Here is a 17,677-nt window from a genome sequence, read left to right on the forward strand (position 1 = left end):
TGGTATTTGTTTTACAGTAGATTATTGGGTAGATTCTGTGATTTGAGTCTTGATTAATGAATAAAAAATTTTATATTCTTATATTGATATGTATGAGGTTTATGCTAACATTTACGGTGTTAGGCTTAAATTTAATTTTGATACTTAAGAGGGGTGAAGTTTATGGCTAAAGAAATGTATTTTAGTGAAGATGCTAGGAAGGGTTTGCTCAGCGGCATTGAAAAATTGTCGAATGCTGTAAAGGTGACTCTTGGGCCTAAGGGTAGGAATGTTTTAATTGATAAGAAGTTTGGGTCTCCTACGGTTACTAAGGATGGGGTTAGTGTTGCTCGCGAGATTGAGCTTGAAAATGCATTTGAGAATATGGGGGCACAGCTTTTAAAAGAGGTTGCTATTAAGACAAATGATGTGGCTGGGGATGGGACTACTACTGCTACTGTACTTGCTTATGCAATAGCTAGAGAGGGACTTAAGAATGTTTCTTCTGGAATTAATCCGATTGGAATAAAGAAAGGTATAGATCATGCTGTGTCTTTGGCTGCTGATAAGATCCGTAAAGCTGCGAAGAAAATTACCACTAAGGAGGAAATTGCTCAGGTTGCATCTATTTCTGCTAACAATGATACTTCGATAGGTGAAAAGATTGCTGAGGCTATGGATAGAGTTGGAAAAGATGGAGTTATTACTGTTGAGGAATCAAAGACTTTTGATACTACAATTTCTTACGTTGAGGGGATGCAGTTTGATAGAGGGTATCTCTCCCCTTACTTCTCTACAAATAAGGAAAACATGAGTGTTAGCTTTGATGATGCTCTTATTTTGATATGCGAGAAGAAGATTAGCACTATTAAGGAACTTTTACCTGTTCTTGAAAAAGTTTTAAATACGAATAAACCTTTGTTAATTATTGCGGAGGATATTGAGGGGGATGCTCTTGCTGCTCTTGTTTTAAATAGTGTACGTGGGGCATTGAAAGTTTGTGCAATTAAATCTCCTGGGTTTGGCGATAGACGTAAGGCTATGCTTGAGGATATTGCTATACTTACTGGAGGGGTGCTTGTTAGTGAAGAATTGGGGCTTACTTTGGAGAATGTCGAGCTTGAGCAGCTTGGTCAGGCTAAGTCTGTGAAGGTGGATAAGGACAATACTACTATCATTAATATTGGGAATAAAGAGCAAATAAGGGAGCGAGCAGAGCTTATTAAGAAGCAAATAGAGGAAACAAGTTCTGAATATGACAAGGAGAAGCTTCAGGAGCGCCTTGCAAAACTTGTTGGTGGTGTTGCTGTTATTAATGTGGGGGCTGTTACTGAGGTAGAACTTAAGGAGAAGAAGCATAGAGTTGAGGATGCTTTGTCTGCTACTCGTGCTGCTGTTGAGGAGGGTGTTGTTCCTGGAGGTGGTGCAACTCTTATTGAGGTGGCTATGTATCTTGATACTATTGATACAAGCAAGCTTAGTTATGAGGAGAAGCAGGGGTTTGAGATTGTGAAGAGAAGCCTTGAAGAGCCAATGAGACAGATAATTTCTAATGCTGGATTTGAAGGATCTATTTATATTCATCAGATTAAGACGGAAAAGAAGGGACTTGGTTTTGATGCAGCTGGGTTTAAATGGGTGGATATGATTGAGAGTGGAATAATTGATCCTGCTAAGGTCACAAGAAGTGCTCTTCAGAATGCAGCCTCAATTGCAGGGCTACTGTTAACAACTGAATGCGCTATTACTGAGGTTAAGGAAGAGAAGAGTGGCGCTGGCGGTGGGTATCCTATGGATCCTGGAATGGGGATGATGTAGGGGCTTGTGTTTCTCTAGTAAGAGCATGATGTTGAGGGGCTGAATTTGAGTGAAAGTGAGTTTGTTTTTTGCATTGGCTATGATGGCTCTAGGGCAATAATAGACGGGGAGCTTTTAAGGCAGCATAGAGACAAAGGCGTTGGGGAGCTTTTTGAGCTTGGTCTTTATAGGAGTGCTTTCGGTAAGGCTCTTTACAGGAAAGATGATGCTCTTATTAAATATTTGATTGAAGGGTATAATAAAATTAGTGGATCTAACTACAGTAAAGTAGAGGAGTTCAGTCTCCTCTACGGAGTGGTTTATCCGGATGACATTTCCAAGATAAGAGTTGTTTACGTTTAAAGTGTAGGAGATCGTATGTTTATATTGCAAGAATTTAGCCATAGCGGTAGTTTTTTTAGAAGCTTGTTGGTTTTTGTTCCTGTGGTTGCCATATTTTGGTTTTTAGTAATATCTCCTCAGCGTAAGGAAGAGAAGAAGAAGAAGGAAATGATACAAAATCTTAAAAAGGGTGATAGGGTTTTAACGGTGGGTGGGATTTTTGGCGTCGTTAAAAAGATTGGTGATACTGATGTTGTGCTTGAACTGGGTTCAGCTTCCGATGTTAGATTTGTAAAAACTTCGATCGAGAAGGTTATTTCTGAGAAGGTTGAGGATAAAAATTAAGATGGTAGAGTCGATTCGATGTTGCCTTCTAGCTTAAGGTATAAGGTGTGTTGAAATGAATAAGCTTTCTAAGTTTGTATTGATAGTGTTGGTGACTTTTTTTTCTTATCTTTTGGTGTCCCCTACTTTGAAGTGGTATTTCTTTACTGGAGATAGGGATAAAATAGTCAGTTCGTATTCAAAAGAAGCCTTGAAGGATTATTCTAGGAAGGAGGCCTTTGGGGCTCTTGTTAGGCTTAAGGAGTTGTATCTAAAGGATCCAGATGCGCAGATCCCTGATGATTTAAGGTATTTAATTCCGGTTGCAAAGAAGAATTATAAGGTTTATGGAAAGACTTTGCCTGTGCCTTTGGATGTTAAATCTTTGCGAGATGGGTTCTTAACCGATTCTGACATTGAAGAACTTGGCCTTGAGATCTACGGGCATTATGAGAATATAAAGAGAGATAAGAGTAGAATAATACAGCTTGGTCTTGATCTATCTGGGGGGATGAGTGTTACTATCTCTCTTGATTATTCAAGTCTTGAGAAAAAGTTAGGACGTAGCTTGAGTTCTTTGGAAAAAGAAGAATCCGTCGAGCGTACAATGCAGATATTGAAAGAGAGAGTAGATACCTTTGGACTTACAGAGCCTAAAATTGCGAGAGAGGCAGGTGGGAGTAAAATTTTCCTAGACATTCCTGGGGAAAGGGATGAGAGCCGTGTTGATTCTCTTTTGAGTGGCAAAGGTAATTTGACATTTTATGTTGTTGACGATGAAAGTACTTCTGTGCTTCATGCTAAAATATTGGAAGCTGGGCCTCTTTTTTCCGTTTCTGAGATTGAGGGTAGTATAAATCTTGGAGAAGGTAAGAAAATTTTTCCCTGGTATGTTAAGGATTCTTATGGTGTTGATGATAAATCCAGTGTTCGTTATTATGTTGTTGATTCTGGTGTTGGAAATTCTTTTGATGGTGCACATATTCGTGATGCTGGTGTTTCAAGTGACCACAGGACCGGTAAGGATATGGTTACATTTAGCCTAGATAATGAGGGAAGCGAAAAGTTTTTTGGGTTTACCCAAAGGAACATTGGGAAGGCTTTGGCTGTGGTTATGGAAGGCAAAATTAAATCTGTAGCGGGTATTAGTTATGCTATTGCTGGTGGAAATGTTTCAATTCAGGGAGATTCTTTTGATAAGAAAGAAGCTAATGAGCTTGCGCTTGTTTTTAAGACTGCGGCTTTTCCGGTTGAAATAAAAGTAGATGATCTCAGGGTTATTGGCCCTACTATCGGGCAGAGGACAGTTGAGCTTGGAATAAAGGCATTTCTACTTGCTCTTGTTTTAATTTTCCTATTTATGTTGGTTTATTACAAGGTTAGTGGTCTTGTTGCGGGATTTTCTCTGGTTTTTTATAATTTGTTTCTAATCTTGGCAATTCTGTCTGCTTTTAATTTCACTTTAACTCTTACAAGTATTGCAGGTCTTGTGTTGACTATGGGTATGGCTGTTGACATTAACATAATTATTTATGAACGAATTAAAGAAGAAATGAGGAATGGCCGTAAGTTTGAAAGGGCTTTTGAGGATGGATTTAAAAAGGCTTTTTGGACAATAATGGATTCAAATGTTACAACCTTTATCGCTGTTTTATTTTTAACTCTACTTGGAACGGGAGTTATCCAGGGATTTGCTTGGTCTTTGTCTGTAGGTATTGTAGCATCTCTTTTTAGTAGTTTAATTTTTTCAAGGTTTATTTTGGAAGTTATAGTTTCTTACAATAAGAGCAAGTTTGTAAGTATTTCTTGGAGTTCACGTTATGCAAAAAGTGTTTAATTTTTTGAGATACGGGAATAGATTGATGGTGATTAGTATTCTTGTGATTTTTTTTGGTCTTGTTTATACCTTTATGTATCATGGGGGCTATAATTGGGGAATAGATTTTTCTTCAGGGGTTAATATCAATTTTTCCATAGGTAAAGGGGGGGTTAAGGATAATGAGATTAAGAAGGTATTAGCATCTGCTTATAAGACATTTGAAGTTAGTGAGATTATATCAAGCGATGAGTCTAGGAGTCATTTTTCCGTTACAATAAAATCAGATGTTACTGATTATGCTCTTAATAAGGACATACGAGACGCCTTGCTTGAAAAATTAGAGGCGGAGTATGAAGTTGATGTTGAGATTCTTGATTCTTATTTTATCGATTCAAGTTTTTCGGCTACTTTAAGGACGAAGTCAACTTTGTTGGTTTGTCTGACGTTTGCGCTTGTTTTGGTTTATGTGGCGCTAAGGTTTAGATTGAGCTATGCTGTTGCATCAATATTTGCAACAATGCATGACATATTTTTTGTAGTTGCTTTTTTGGGGGTATTTAGGATAGAAATAAACAGTTCAATAGTTGTTTCAATATTAACTATTATTGGATATTCTCTGAACGATACTATAATTATCTTTGACAGAATTAGGGAAAATTCTAGGAAGCTTTCTGGTACTTCATTTTTGAGTGTTTTAAACGTGAGTATCGGGCAAACCTTGTCAAGGACTATTTTGACTTCTATTACCACTTTCGTTGCTGTTCTGTCTATTTATATATTTACCGAGGGAGCCATAAGAGATTTTTCTTTAATATTTATGGTGGGTGTGATTGTTGGCACGTATTCTTCAATTTTTATAGCGTCTCCTGTTCTTTTAACTCTTTACAAGAAGATTAAATAACGTTTTTGTTATAATATGGTGATATGAAGTTTTTTGATTTTGGATCATTGGGGTTTTATCGGTTTTTCGATTTTCAAAAACATTTAAATTTCAGTATTTTTAGGTACAGTTTAATAAACTATTACTCTTATAGGGAGCAGTCAAGTCTTATTAATGATGCTAATTTACTTAAAGATAAGATTGTATTTTTGGATAAGATATATAAAGATATAATTAAGACTGTTAACAATTCTTCAAAATCAAATGAGAGCCTGGATTTTAATAAGGAAATCTTTCATGATGCTTTAGATCTTACTAAAAGTTTAATAAAAAAATATTATCCGGAATTAGAGTTTTTAGAGTTAGGATGTGAGGCGCTTTTAAGTAACGAAGATATTTTTAACGAGTTTTTAGGTAGGCTTAGATATTTGAATTTTAGAGTAGATATTAGGCAAAAAATTGAAGAATTTGACAAGAAAAGCAAGACCCCATGTTCTTGCATAAGGATTGCCACTTTTTTTATTCAGCAAGAATTTTTAGAAAGGCTTGCAAGTACACTTGATTTCTTTTCTAATGAAGCTAATAACAATAATTTGAATTTAATTAACAAGGAAATTGGTAATTACTATGAAAAAGTAGAGCAGATTAAAGTAAGTGAAAATATTAAAGAAACACACAAAAAGTTTATAATAGAGCATACCAAAGAGAAAATATCAAAAATTATGAAGGAGCATAGTCTTGACATATCTAAATTGCTTGTTAAGATTTCTTTGCTAGACATTACTATTCAGTGTTTTGAGACTTATTATTTAAATTTACTAGAAACACTTCACATACTGTTGTCAATAAATAATATTATTGAAATTGGATTAGACGAGTTGCCAGATGCTATTTTTAATGATTGGAATGAGTTTATTTATTTGCGTAGGAAAGAATTTCAAAAACTTGTTTTGATTTCAGATTATGTTTTTCAGAAAAGAATAGTATCTACGATAAATTCTGGAGGATGGAAGTTTACATTTTTTACTCTTGCTCCTCGTCAGGGAGATATTGTTCAGTGTTCAATAGATATTAATAAAAGTTTTGTTAACTTTGAAGAGGGTATTAAAGAGTATGAGCTTAAGATAAACAGACTGAAAAATTTTAAGCTTGAGTGTGAAAAAAATTTGAAAAAATTCGGACATTTATTTGGTTATACTTTTTAAGTCTTTCATAAATTTTTATTTCATCTTCTATTTTTGGATCTTTATTGACAAACGGTCACTTTAAACTTCGAAACAGGGTTGCCTCCAGTTTTCAAAATTGGATTAATTTTATGTTTTTAATATTGGAATATCAACTTCAATTTTTTCGTTGATTGCTACTTACAAATTTTCTTTCCCATGCAAGTATATATCAGCGGTATTCAGTCGCTAAAAAGCCTGTTCTTTGCTCTCTTTATCTTGAAGTTATTTAAGTTCATTGTAACTCATTTTGGTGTTTTTAGATGTTATAATCAAGCTTAAAGTCTTTAAGTATGATTTATATGGTAGTTAAGCTTTTGCCTCTAGATGAGTTAAGTATTTACGTTGACCTTACCAACTGCTATAAGTCTTCACACTTTGCTAAAGTATTGTGTGAATTGTGTTGTTATTTAAAAAATTTAGGATACCCGAAAATTAAGACAAGTTATTTTAAATATGAAGTTTTGACAATTAGAAATAATATTTATTTAAAGTCTTTTTTAACATCTTTGTCCGAGAGACTTAATTTTATTGAATTGGATGAGTTTACCTTTGAAGTTAATCCCAAAGATATTACGCCTTTGCTTTTGGGAATTTTAAATGATTTTTTTGTTAGCAGAGTGAGCCTTGATGTAAAAAGTTTTTCTCCAAAATTTTTAGGGATTATGGGTGTGTCCAACGTATCCCTTAAGAATATAAATTTGGCAATAGACAATATTCGTAAATTTAATTTTGATTTAAATATTGATTTAAATATTAATATTCCTTATCAAGAAAAAAGGCATCTAAAGCTTGATTTAATGAGCTTGGTGGGATGTGCACCCGAGCATATATGTCTTTCAGAAATTACGATTGATGAGAGTAATTTTATTAGTAATGATGTTTTCAAAGATGATGTTTGTGATAATAGCAGGGACAAAGCTGAGGATTTTTGGTTTTATGCTCTTGATCTTTTAGAAGCTAGTGGATATATAAATTATGAAATTTCAAATTTTGCCTTAAAGGGATATGAAAGTAAGCATAATTTAAGATATTGGGAACTGAAGCCATATTTAGGCGTTGGGATAAATTCCGTGAGTTTGCTTTCTGGAATTTATAGGAGTGGGCTTAAGGCTATCATAAGGAAGGGTAACAACTTCTTAAGCGGAGAAGTATCTTTTGCTACCTTTGAGATATTGAGTGGTCTAGATTTTTTCGTCTACCATTTTATGACAAATTTCGGTATTAAGAAAGGGCTTGACGTCTCTCTTTTAGAGCTTAAGTTTAACTATGAGCAAGAAGATTTTGCTCAATTTATTGACTATCTTTTAAATCTAAATAAGGCAGTTGTTCTCAAAAATAATTTCCTCTATTTAGATGGACACGAAAGGTTCAAGTTGGATTTTTACCTTCGATTAATTAGAGAATATTTGATTGACACCTCTTTTAAAGTGAGCCTTAAATTTCTTTAATTTGTCCATTTTGGTAACATATAACTTTGGTGTTTTTGTGATTAAAAATACCGATTTCAAGTATTCCCGGAAATAGTTTGAAATATTTTTCTACTCCCTCAGGATTTTCAACATCCATTGCTACGTCCAGGATATAGTTATTGTTATCAGTTATTACTGCTCCCGCTTTGAGTTTGCAAGTTCTCAATATAGGATTAAAGTTCATTTTTTCTAGTCTTGCCATAATAAATTCAATAGAATTCGGAGCCACTTCAATTGGTACGGAAGTTTTTTCTCCTAAAGATTTTACAATCTTTGTTTCATCTGCAATAATTAACAACTCATCAGAATTATAAGCTATTACCTTCTCCATCAAATGAGCCGCCCCGCCGCCCTTTATTAAAGCTTTCTTTTCTAGTAGGATTTCATCAGCTCCATCAATTGTGATATCTATATTTTTTTTAAATTTCGTAAATTCAGATACATATGAAATTTCTTCTCTTGCAAGTAAATATTTAGTGTCACTACTTGTTGGATAAAGTTTTAAACCCTTTAAAGACCCAGATTTTATTTTTTTGCTTAAGTACTTAATTGCATAAAAAACAGTTGTACCAGTTCCAATTCCTAAATGCATATCGTTTTTCACATAATGTTCAACGGCGTATTGCGCAACCAATTTTTTTTGCTCTTCCACTTTCATCAAATTACTCTTAACCAAATGATATGGTATTAATTATATCATTTGGTTAAGGGTAATTTGCATCATAGAATATAAGCATTCAATGTTTTACTCCACACTTGTATGTGGTCAGTACTGCTTGATATTAACATTAGTTTCATTTTGTGATAGCTTATAGCTTAAAGGTTTGTTAAAAATAAAAACATTTCGTAGGAGATTTTATGTGTGAATTAGTTTTAGTTCGGCATGGGGAGAGTGAGTGGAATAGGGAAAACCTTTTTACAGGTTGGACTGATGTTAAACTTTCTGAAAAAGGTGTCGCTGAAGCTTTGGATGGTGGTAGAATCCTTAAACGAGAGGGCTATTCTTTCGATATCGCTTTTAGTTCAGTGTTAGTAAGAGCAAACGATACTTTAAACATTATTTTAGGTGAATTGGGTCGATCTTACATTGATATTGAGAAATCTTGGAGACTTAACGAGAGACACTATGGAGCCCTACAGGGATTAAATAAAGCTGAAACAGCTGCTAGATATGGAGAAGATAAGGTGTTGATCTGGAGACGTAGTTATAATGTCCCTCCTATGCCTTTGGAAGAGTCCGATAAGCGACATCCGGTTCATGATTTAAGATACAAGAGTATTCCCAGGAGTGAACTTCCTTCAACGGAGTGTTTAAAAGATACTGTTGCAAGAGTTATTCCTTATTGGACAGATAAAATTGCCAAGGCTATTCTTGAGGGAAAGAGGGTTATTATTGCTGCTCATGGGAATTCTTTAAGGGCGCTTGTTAAATATCTTGATAATATGAGTGAGGACGATATTTTAAAGCTCAATATCCCCACCGGTATTCCTTTAGTATATAAACTTGATAAGGATTTAAAGCCTATTAAACACTACTACTTGGGAGATGAAGATAGGATCAAAGCTGCTATGGAGTCTGTGGCTAACCAGGGGAAGGCAAAATAAAGAATTCATTGTACTTATAGCTAATGTAAGGGGTTGACAGTTTGGTTGCCTCTTGTATTTCTTTTTGTGTTTCTTTGTAAAATTCTTATTAAGGGTCAGTAAATTGTCTTACAATTTCTTCGAATTTCCCAAGACCAATAATTTTGATAAATGCTGCTAGTTTTGGACCCTTATCTTTGTTAATTAATATATTGTAAATCTGTTTGAATAGTAAGGGAGGCTCGATGTTATTGCTACGTGCAATTTTATAAATTTCGTTTTGAATATCTTTTTCAGTTATATTTTTGAAATCATTTTTTAGGAATTCTAGTAATTGTTCTACTGCTTGTCTGTTTTCATGTTCCAGTGGCGAGATACTATCGAAATTAGACCTCAATGAAAACTTAAAATCTTCGGGGGCGTAGTCTCTTATCCAGTTTAAGGCACAATCAATTTTGTTGGTGAGTTTTTCTTTTTGATAATCTTGTACGTCTTTTAAATATTTTAAAATTCTTTCTTTATCTCCTTCAAAAATTTGGCAAAGAACGCTTAAATGTCTGAAGCCAATTTGATAAGGGGTTCTCTTATCTGGTAATTTTGGTTGAGATAGCTCGTAAATTCTTCTAAAAGCTTTTTGCTTGCTTTCCTTAATGGTCTCAATTCCATAGTATACCCTTTCAAATTTGTCATAGTCCTCATATATTTTTATTACATCAAGATCAAACGATATTGAAAACTCTATGTTAGGTTTTGTTGATGCAAATAGAAATCGCGTTACCTCAGGAGTATATATTTCAAGTACGTCTTTTAAAGACACAACGTCACCAGAAGATGAAGATATTTTACCCCCTCGTCCCTTAATTGATATGAAATCATATTGAAATGTTATAGGCGTAGTTCCCCCAAAAATTTTTACAATCTTTATCGAGGTATCAAAACTTCCTCCACTACTATGATGGTCTTTGCCGGCAGGTTCAAAATCAACATCCTCATATTTCCATCGCATTGGCCAGTCAACCCTCCACGGAAGCTTTACAGCCCATGTTTTTCTTAAGTCAAGAGATTCGCTATTCCCGCATTCGCAGCGATATTCAATAGAATAGCAGCAATCATAACCTTCTACGCTTGTAGTATCCCTGTTACATCTAGTGCAAAAGATGCTAACAGGATACCAATTGTCATCAAGGTTTGTTGTTCTGTGTTCATTTAAAGCATTCGCTATTTCATCTCTATGGTCCAGAGCAAACTTAATCTGACTCGCATAGTCGCCTGACATATACTTCAGGGATTGATCTATGAATTCTGGATTAATTCCCACTATGGGTAAGTAATGTGAAAATTCAACTTCGTTTGCTTTCGCATAGCTTGACTCATTAGTTCTAGTATCAGGAACTCTAGTGATAGCCTGTCTTAAATAAGAAGCAAGTAATTCCTGATTCGGCATGTTCTTGGGTACTTTTCTAAACACATCGTAATTATCCCAAGAATAGATAAATCTAACATTTTGTCCCATATCTTCCAGAGCTCTTGCTACAAGATCAACAGAAATAACTTCCCTAAAGTTTCCAATATGCACAGTTCCTGACGGAGTAATACCTGATGCAACCGTGTAGTGCTCCTTCCCGCCCTTTTCCTCTACGATCTTTCTTGCATAAAAATCCGCCCAGTGAGCTGTTTTCATAATATCACTCCTGCCTGGACACTAATTCTATCATTCTGTTTTTTTTGTTTCAAGTTTTTAAAAATACCATTCTCCTAATTTATTAACCTTTGAATTAGCTTAGTTTCTTTGTTCCAGTTTTTCTTTAATTTGACTTGCAAGAAGAGACTGCATCTCCTTTCAAATATTTCTGATATTTTTGTTCTAGCTTCTTCTCCGATTTTTTTTATTCCTTTCCCTTCCTTACCGACTATTATTCCCTTTTGACTCTCTCCGGCTACAATGATATTTGCTCTGATAAAAAGACTTCGTCTTCTTTCTTCTAAAGTGTCAATATCTATATATAAAGAATATGGTAATTCTTCTTTAAGATTTTTAATTGTCACTCCTCTGATTATTTCGCTAATTCTTAAATTCATTTCTTGATCTGTATAATATTCTTCTGGATAATAAAGAGGCCCTTCTTTGAAATTTTCATAAATCTTACTTTTTAGCTCTTCAATATTAATTTTTTTCTCAGCGGATATTTTGATAATGTTTTCTCTCTTAATACCTTCTTTTTCCAAAAATAGCATTATCTCCTCTATCTTTGTTTTCTTAATGTCAATTTTGTTTATCACCACTAAAAAATTGACTTTGGATTTGACAATGATTTTTAATATCTCATTTTCTTCATCAGCAGGCGTGTCTTGAATGTCAATTACGTAAAGGATTAATTCTGCCTCTGTGATTGAAGAATACACATTATTCATCAAAGCTATATTGAACTTTTTTTTACTTAAGTGAAAACCGGGCGTGTCTATAAAAACAATTTGACCCCTTGCATCTGTAAATATTCCCTTTATCTTATTTCTAGTAGTTTGTGGGTTGTGTGAAACAATTGATATTTGCTTCCCACATATTGAATTTAAAAGAGTAGACTTTCCTGTTGAGGGTCTACCTATTATTGCTACAAAGCCTGATTTCATTTTAACATTCCTATTAGATACAATAATATATTTTTTATTACAATTAATGTATACTTATCCTTAAGCTATTTTGTTTAAGACTTTGTTTTAAAGGGTTTTTTTTGAAAAAGGGCGGTTTTGAGGTTTTTTGTGAGCAGTGTGGAGAGAAAGTTGGACTTAATAGATCTGAGTGTCCTAATTGCCGCTCCAAGTTGGGAGATATTGAGTGTCCTAATTGTGGGTATGTTGGGATCGTCTCTGAATTTGGGGAGGGGTGCCCGAAATGTAATTATAGTCCTTTTGAAGAACTTAAAGAAGCGCCTTTTAAAAGAAAACAGAGGGTGAGTGTCAGGCGTTCTTGGAACAATGTTGTCCTTTTTAGGCCAATATTTAATTTTGAGCTTACAGTTAATGTTATGCTTTATTTGTTCTCAAGTTTTTTAATAGTTTTGTTCTTTGTGTATGTCTTCTTTTGTTAAGGATAACTTAATATGGGAATTACAGTCTTTTATTTGTTTTCCGTTTTTTTATCTTTTCAGTTGGGAGATAGTGTTGCGTCTGTGGAAGAGAATGTTCGGCGACACTCTATCTTTTATTATGATGTTGAAGAGATTGAATTTTTTTATGCCAAAACACAGACTTTGAAATTTGAGGGCAAAACGCACATAAGGTATGCTTATTTTAATTTTGATGGAAATAAGCTCTACTCATATACTTTTGTTTTTGATAAGAAGTTGATTTCTCAATATGCTATCTTCCTCAGTGTTAAAGAAAAATTTGGAGAGGCTAGTGTTGTAACTCCTTTTAATTATATTTGGAATATTGGTGATTTTGTTATTGCTTTAAATGGTAATGTCTTAAGAATGACACTAACGTCTTATGTGGGTGGAGATAAGAAACCCTGAAAGCTTTTTTATTTTTTGTTTTGATTTTTTATATATCCTGTGTAGAACATGCTTACGATAAAGGAATTGTCATTAAAGATGTTAAATTTTTTGTTAAGCTTGCCTTTGATGAGTCTAGTAGAGCCAAGGGTTACATGGGGACAAAATTTGTAAATGAAAACAACGGCATCCTTTTTATGTTTAATAAAGAGAAAAATTTATCTTTTTGGATGAAAAACACTCCTGTTCCACTTGAAATTGCCTATATTAATACTGAGGGCATTATCAAGGAAATTTATAGTCTTATTCCGTTTTCAGAAAAGAGCGTAAGATCTATGTATAAGGTTAAATATGCCCTTGAGGTTCCTGAGGGTTCTTTTGCCAAATTCGACATCAAGGTGGGTGACAGGGTTAAATTCGGTTTTGATATTGATTCTGTAAGAATAGAATAACTACCTTGCCTTTATTTTTTGAAGTTCTTCCTCGACAATCTTGTTCTTCATGCTGTCTTTTTTTGTCTCTTCTTGCAAATCATCGTCAAGCTCACCGGGGTCATTATTAATATTACTAGTTTCTGCGCCATTGGATTTGATTACTTTTTTAAAAATAGATATTGTTGACGCAACTTCCTCGAACACGTCAAACAGAAAAACTTCTTTGGCGTTCTCTTCAGTTTTTACAATGTACACTAAAGAGTTATTACCTCTTTCAGGGTCATTAATGATTTCCCATGACCCGAAAACTCGGTTATTGTGGCTATCACTCATCAAGGATTCCGATATTTCGCTAATCCTGTTTGAATTTACATCAAAAGTTTCAACAACTCCAAACACTTCTCTTATTTTTGAATTTTGATATGAATTTAATTTCGACCTAACTATTATCTCTACCGTAGTTTCACCTAAAGGTTTCAATACAATAAAATCACCTTCCTTGTCTATCCTGTATTCGATTTTATTGCTATCAAGTATCTTTTTTATTCTCCTATCGTAGGTTATGCTCTTATCTTTACAACTCATAAGTATTAAAATAACAAAAATTATGGTATATTTTAGGACACTGATGCCTGGGACGCTTGTTTTTAACATTCTAGTGCTTATCATGTGATCATTATAGTTTAATTGTGGGGATTTTTGAAGTAGGCTTATGTACTTTACAGGTAGTGACTATTCTTATACGGTTATTCGGTCTAAGAGTAATTATGTACAAAGATCTACTTTTGGGATCTCTTTTGTGATTTTAAATAGGGGTACAAAAATTTTTAGGGAGGATTTGTTTGAGTTTCTCTCTAATTTTGATTTCATAAGGGAGATTATTTCTATTGAAAGGCAGAGTAATAGAGTCTCTCTTCAGTCTATTTCAGATACCTATGACAAGTTAAAGTTTGTATTGCTCTCCGAAGATTTGAATTCTGGGGAAAAGGTTAACTTGGCAATGAAGGAATCCATTTGTAGTTTTGTTTTTGTTTTGCAAAGTGACATGTATTTACTAAATCCCTTTTGGATTCCCAATATATTCAACGAGATAGTTAAAAAGAATGTGCTTCTCGTCGGTGGTGAATTTTTTGATAAGGAGGAAGAGATTGTTCCCTCAGTTTTTCTTCCCACTATTGATAAACATCAAAAATTAAATATTATTTTAGTAAATTCTGAGAAAGATTATGAGAAGACCTTGATTACTACGGACTATTGTGGTCTTTACTCCAGGGAAAAGTTTATCCAGCTTGGGGGTTTCGATAGGAGAATTGAGAATGAATATTTTCAAAGACTAGATTTTGGTCTCAGAGCCGTTTATTTTGGAGAAAATATTTTTATTTACAGAAAGCTTAGAATACAGTATACCGCTTTAAATTCTCCAGAAGATTTAACAAAAAATAGAAGTTTTTTGATTTTTTTGCTTAAAAATCACGTCCCTATTTTTATTGGGAATGGAATTAAGTTTTCGTTTTTAAGATTTTTTACAGTTTGTTTAAGACATGGCATCAATCCTTTGAGGTTTAGCAGAGAATTTAGAGAGATAAAGAACGAAACCATTAAAAATAGCTTAAGGTTTAAGGGTGACTTAAAGAGTGCAGTTGAACTTTGGGAAAATAATATCATTTATTAATTTGATTTTTGTTTGTGTGCACGTGGAAGCACAAGAAGTTTCCTACATTAACATACTTGATGCACTTAACAAGAAGAGATTTAGATTTGATTTTAATATTGAAAGTGATATTTTGACTGTTAAGCACGAGAGGGGATATCTTAAGTTTAAGATAGGATTTGAGTATTGTCTTTCCTCCACTGGATACTATATTCAAGTCGATCCTATCCTTTTAAGGAAGGGGGAGGTTTTAATAACTTTAAGGGCTTTGAGGCGCATTGAAAATTACTTTAAGTCCTTGAAAGATTATAGTAAGCCAAGGATAATGTCGATAGTGATTGATCCTGGCCATGGCGGGCATGATAGAGGAGCTGTTGTTACTCACAAGATAGATGGAAATGATGTTACCCTTTTAGAGAAGGATTTTGCCTTAATTTATTCCATACATCTTTATAAGGTGTTGAGTAATTATTTTTTGGATAGAAATATTTTGTTAACTCGTGTTGATGATGTTTTTGTCCCACTAAAGGATAGAGCTGAGTTTGCAAATGCAATTAAACCAGATTTTCCTCACAATGTAATCTTTTTGTCAATACATGCGAATAATGCTCCAAATCCTGTGGCTAGGGGAATTGAGTTTTGGTATCTTCCCGAGAATTCAAAGAGGGAAGTTGTTAAAAATCTTAAGGGATACGATATTAAAGGTAATAGGTACTTAAGAGAACTTAATGATATACTGGATGTTAAGTATAAATTTGAGTCAAAAAAATTGGCTGAGATTTTATATAAAACTTTTGTCGATGTTGTAGATGAAACTAGGGTGCGGTCGATTAGGGAAGAGCAGTGGTTTGTTATAAAAAATAGTAGTATGCCAGCTGTGTTAATTGAGATTGGATTTTTATCGAACATTTCTGACGCTAGTTTAATTTTGGATTACAATTACATGAGTAAGGTGAATATATTGATACTCAAGTCTTTAATTAAATTTATTGAATTTTATGAAAAGTAGTGTGTTGGGTATACTCGTAAGATGTAGATCTTTTTATTTTAGACGTCTTAATCTTAAAAAGGGGGGGTGGTCGGTTTTTGTATTTTGTCTATTCCTGTTTTTAAGTTTTTTTTATTCTTCATGTATGATTTTTTTAAATTATGATAATATCTTTTTTAGAAAGGTTTTTTATTTTTACTCTGATCGTGAGTTGATTTCTGATTTAAGGTATTTAAGAGAAAGGAAGACTCTCAAGGAAAATTTGGACTTTTTAGTTAAAGATTTTTTGTTGGGTAATAGCAAGGGGTTTTCTCTGTTGTTGGACACGAGAACTGCCAGGTTTTTACACTCTTTTATGGGTGATGGTGTATATTTCGTAAACATATCAAAGGAATTTTACGATTCTTTGGGTAGTGGTTATTATGGTTCTGGTAAGCTTGGGGTAGGTTTATTTATTAAATCTTTGAAAGAAACGATTGATTTTAACTATCCTGGTTGTGTAGGAGAGCTTGTCGTTTTTATTGAAGGATATGTCCTAAATGATGGGAGCGATGATTCTTCAGATTTGGGAGTTGTTTTATTAGGGAATAATTAAAAAAGAGGAATTTAAGTGATTTTTAGGGAAGGAGTTGTGTATTATGACAAAATTAAGATTTGTTTTTGTTTTATTGTTTTTTTTGCTTTTCGGTTCTGTTTTTGGACAGGAGGCTACCTTTGAGGCAGGAGATCGTCAGGGGAGTGAGCCTGGTGTTTTGGTTCTTGACTTTACAGAACTTGAAAAAGATCCAAGTTCAACCAAGCTAGATCTTTCAAACTATGTTGATTATGTTTATTCTGGGGCTTCAGGCATTGTTAAACCGGAGGATATGGTTGTAGACCTCGGAATAAGTAATTGGAGCGTTCTTTTGGCTCCTTCTGCAAGAATGCAGGCTTATGTGAGAAACTCTCTTGTGGCACCAGCTGTTGTTAAGAGTGATTCTAGGAGATATTCAGGTGATACTGTATTGGGAGTTAGAGTTTTATTTCCTAGTTATTCTCAGTCTTCTGCCATGGTTTTACCTCCATTTAAGATTCCCTTTTACTCTGGGGAGGATGGAAATCAATTTTTAGGTAAGGGGGTTATTGACAACGTTAAGACTATGAAAGAAGTTAAGGTAACCGTATATAGCTTGGGTTACGAAGTGGATCTTGAAGTTTTATTTGAAGATATGAGCGGTATGGAATATGCCTATCCTTTGGGGACTTTGAAATTTAAGGGTTGGGCTGACTTGGTGTGGTCAAATCCTACCTATATTCCAAATATAAACTCTAGAATAGTTAGGGATGATGTTCCAAATTATCCTATTGCCTCAAGTAAAATGAGATTCAAGGCCTTTAGGGTATCAAAGTCACATAGTTCAAGGAATCAGAATTTTATTTTTTATGTTAAAGATGTAAGGGTTCTTTATGATAAGTTGAATGTTTCACTTGACTCCGATATTGATAATGAGGCTGTTTTTAAGGTTTATGAGGAACAGGGTGCAGAGTCTCTTCGGAAGTTAAAAGCACAGGAGACTTTTAAAAGGGTTTTAAGAATTAGGGAAAATGTGTCAATGCCAGAAGGTTCTTTCCAAGATTTTTTAGAAAAAGATAATAAAAAGCCTGAGGCAGGCACACAAGCAAGATAAATTTGATTATGGAGGGCTAATCTTGA

19 protein-coding genes are annotated in these 17,677 nt (G+C 34.0%); 15 read left to right on the top strand and 4 right to left on the bottom strand.

Annotated elements, in window-relative coordinates:
- The first annotated feature begins 162 nt into the window (after positions 1 to 162).
- From groL to psgB, 7 genes are all read left to right on the top strand, one after another.
- Entirely contained in the window at positions 163 to 1,797 is a 1,635-nt protein-coding gene (gene groL, locus LKV13_RS03300; protein WP_229089349.1) for a chaperonin GroEL, read from the top strand.
- Positions 1,798 to 1,842: 45 nt separating this feature from the next.
- Complete coding sequence (locus tag LKV13_RS03305; protein WP_229089351.1) at positions 1,843 to 2,139, top strand: hypothetical protein; 297 nt, start codon at positions 1,843 to 1,845, stop codon at positions 2,137 to 2,139.
- 15 nt (positions 2,140 to 2,154) lie between these two features.
- The gene (yajC, locus tag LKV13_RS03310; RefSeq protein WP_229089353.1) at positions 2,155 to 2,463 is read left to right on the top strand and encodes a preprotein translocase subunit YajC; all 309 of its coding nucleotides are present in this window, start codon (positions 2,155 to 2,157) and stop codon (positions 2,461 to 2,463) included.
- Positions 2,464 to 2,518: 55 nt separating this feature from the next.
- Positions 2,519 to 4,279 carry a protein translocase subunit SecD gene (gene secD, locus LKV13_RS03315; protein WP_229089355.1) on the top strand — a complete coding sequence of 587 codons (1,761 nt, stop codon included), beginning with the start codon at positions 2,519 to 2,521 and terminating at the stop codon, positions 4,277 to 4,279.
- Positions 4,263 to 5,162, top strand: a complete 900-nt coding sequence (secF, locus tag LKV13_RS03320) for a protein translocase subunit SecF (protein WP_229089357.1) — start codon at positions 4,263 to 4,265, stop codon at positions 5,160 to 5,162. The genes secD and secF overlap by 17 nt, the downstream gene beginning before the upstream one ends.
- A 23-nt stretch (positions 5,163 to 5,185) precedes the next feature.
- Positions 5,186 to 6,346, top strand: a complete 1,161-nt coding sequence (locus LKV13_RS03325; protein WP_229089359.1) for a hypothetical protein — start codon at positions 5,186 to 5,188, stop codon at positions 6,344 to 6,346.
- A gap of 320 nt (positions 6,347 to 6,666) precedes the next feature.
- Positions 6,667 to 7,815: a HemN-related non-iron pseudo-SAM protein PsgB gene (gene psgB / locus LKV13_RS03330; protein WP_229089361.1), complete on the top strand. Its 1,149-nt coding sequence runs from the start codon at positions 6,667 to 6,669 to the stop codon at positions 7,813 to 7,815.
- On the opposite strand, the gene rpiA is transcribed toward psgB, so the two are convergent.
- Positions 7,802 to 8,488 carry a ribose 5-phosphate isomerase A gene (gene rpiA / locus LKV13_RS03335; protein WP_229089728.1) on the bottom strand — a complete coding sequence of 229 codons (687 nt, stop codon included), beginning with the start codon at positions 8,486 to 8,488 and terminating at the stop codon, positions 7,802 to 7,804. The two genes, psgB and rpiA, sit on opposite strands and share 14 nt — an antisense overlap.
- Positions 8,489 to 8,694: 206 nt before the next feature.
- Here rpiA and gpmA point away from each other — a divergent pair, with 206 nt between their 5' ends.
- Entirely contained in the window at positions 8,695 to 9,441 is a 747-nt protein-coding gene (gene gpmA / locus LKV13_RS03340) for a 2,3-diphosphoglycerate-dependent phosphoglycerate mutase (RefSeq protein ID WP_229089363.1), read from the top strand.
- An 88-nt stretch (positions 9,442 to 9,529) separates the two neighbouring features.
- On the opposite strand, the gene lysS is transcribed toward gpmA, so the two are convergent.
- Complete coding sequence (gene lysS / locus LKV13_RS03345) at positions 9,530 to 11,101, bottom strand: lysine--tRNA ligase (RefSeq protein ID WP_229089364.1); 1,572 nt, start codon at positions 11,099 to 11,101, stop codon at positions 9,530 to 9,532.
- 74 nt (positions 11,102 to 11,175) lie between these two features.
- On the bottom strand, positions 11,176 to 12,048 hold the full coding sequence (era, locus tag LKV13_RS03350) for a GTPase Era (RefSeq protein WP_229089365.1): 873 nt from the start codon (positions 12,046 to 12,048) through the stop codon (positions 11,176 to 11,178).
- A 101-nt stretch (positions 12,049 to 12,149) separates the two neighbouring features.
- Between era and LKV13_RS03355 the strand changes: the two genes are divergently transcribed.
- The 3 genes from LKV13_RS03355 to LKV13_RS03365 are packed head-to-tail and all read left to right on the top strand — an operon-like array spanning position 12,150 to position 13,363.
- Positions 12,150 to 12,506, top strand: coding sequence for a hypothetical protein (locus tag LKV13_RS03355; RefSeq protein WP_229089366.1), 357 nt, complete (start codon positions 12,150 to 12,152; stop codon positions 12,504 to 12,506).
- A gap of 12 nt (positions 12,507 to 12,518) precedes the next feature.
- The gene (locus LKV13_RS03360) at positions 12,519 to 12,932 is read left to right on the top strand and encodes a hypothetical protein (protein WP_229089367.1); all 414 of its coding nucleotides are present in this window, start codon (positions 12,519 to 12,521) and stop codon (positions 12,930 to 12,932) included.
- Between the two features lie 23 nt (positions 12,933 to 12,955).
- Entirely contained in the window at positions 12,956 to 13,363 is a 408-nt protein-coding gene (locus LKV13_RS03365; RefSeq protein WP_229089731.1) for a DUF192 domain-containing protein, read from the top strand.
- Here the strand turns inward: LKV13_RS03365 and LKV13_RS03370 are convergent, their stop codons facing one another.
- Positions 13,364 to 13,999 (bottom strand): hypothetical protein, encoded by a 636-nt coding sequence (locus LKV13_RS03370; protein ID WP_229089368.1) that lies wholly within the window; start codon positions 13,997 to 13,999, stop codon positions 13,364 to 13,366. It abuts the gene before it with no gap.
- Between the two features lie 58 nt (positions 14,000 to 14,057).
- Between LKV13_RS03370 and LKV13_RS03375 the strand changes: the two genes are divergently transcribed.
- Genes LKV13_RS03375 through LKV13_RS03390 form a run of 4 tightly spaced genes read left to right on the top strand, consistent with a single transcriptional unit; the run spans position 14,058 to position 17,651 of the window.
- A complete protein-coding gene (locus tag LKV13_RS03375; RefSeq protein ID WP_229089369.1) occupies positions 14,058 to 15,017 on the top strand; it encodes a hypothetical protein in 960 nt (319 codons plus the stop codon).
- On the top strand, positions 14,980 to 16,005 hold the full coding sequence (locus LKV13_RS03380; RefSeq protein WP_229089370.1) for an N-acetylmuramoyl-L-alanine amidase family protein: 1,026 nt from the start codon (positions 14,980 to 14,982) through the stop codon (positions 16,003 to 16,005). The genes LKV13_RS03375 and LKV13_RS03380 overlap by 38 nt, the downstream gene beginning before the upstream one ends.
- A gap of 1 nt (position 16,006) precedes the next feature.
- A complete protein-coding gene (locus LKV13_RS03385; protein WP_229089371.1) occupies positions 16,007 to 16,579 on the top strand; it encodes a flagellar filament outsheath protein in 573 nt (190 codons plus the stop codon).
- A 43-nt stretch (positions 16,580 to 16,622) separates the two neighbouring features.
- On the top strand, positions 16,623 to 17,651 hold the full coding sequence (locus LKV13_RS03390; RefSeq protein ID WP_229089372.1) for a flagellar filament outer layer protein FlaA: 1,029 nt from the start codon (positions 16,623 to 16,625) through the stop codon (positions 17,649 to 17,651).
- The last annotated feature ends 26 nt before the right edge of the window (positions 17,652 to 17,677 follow it).

Origin of the sequence: Candidatus Borrelia undatumii (genome assembly GCF_020882015.2) — a bacterium.
GTDB lineage: Bacteria > Spirochaetota > Spirochaetia > Borreliales > Borreliaceae > Borrelia.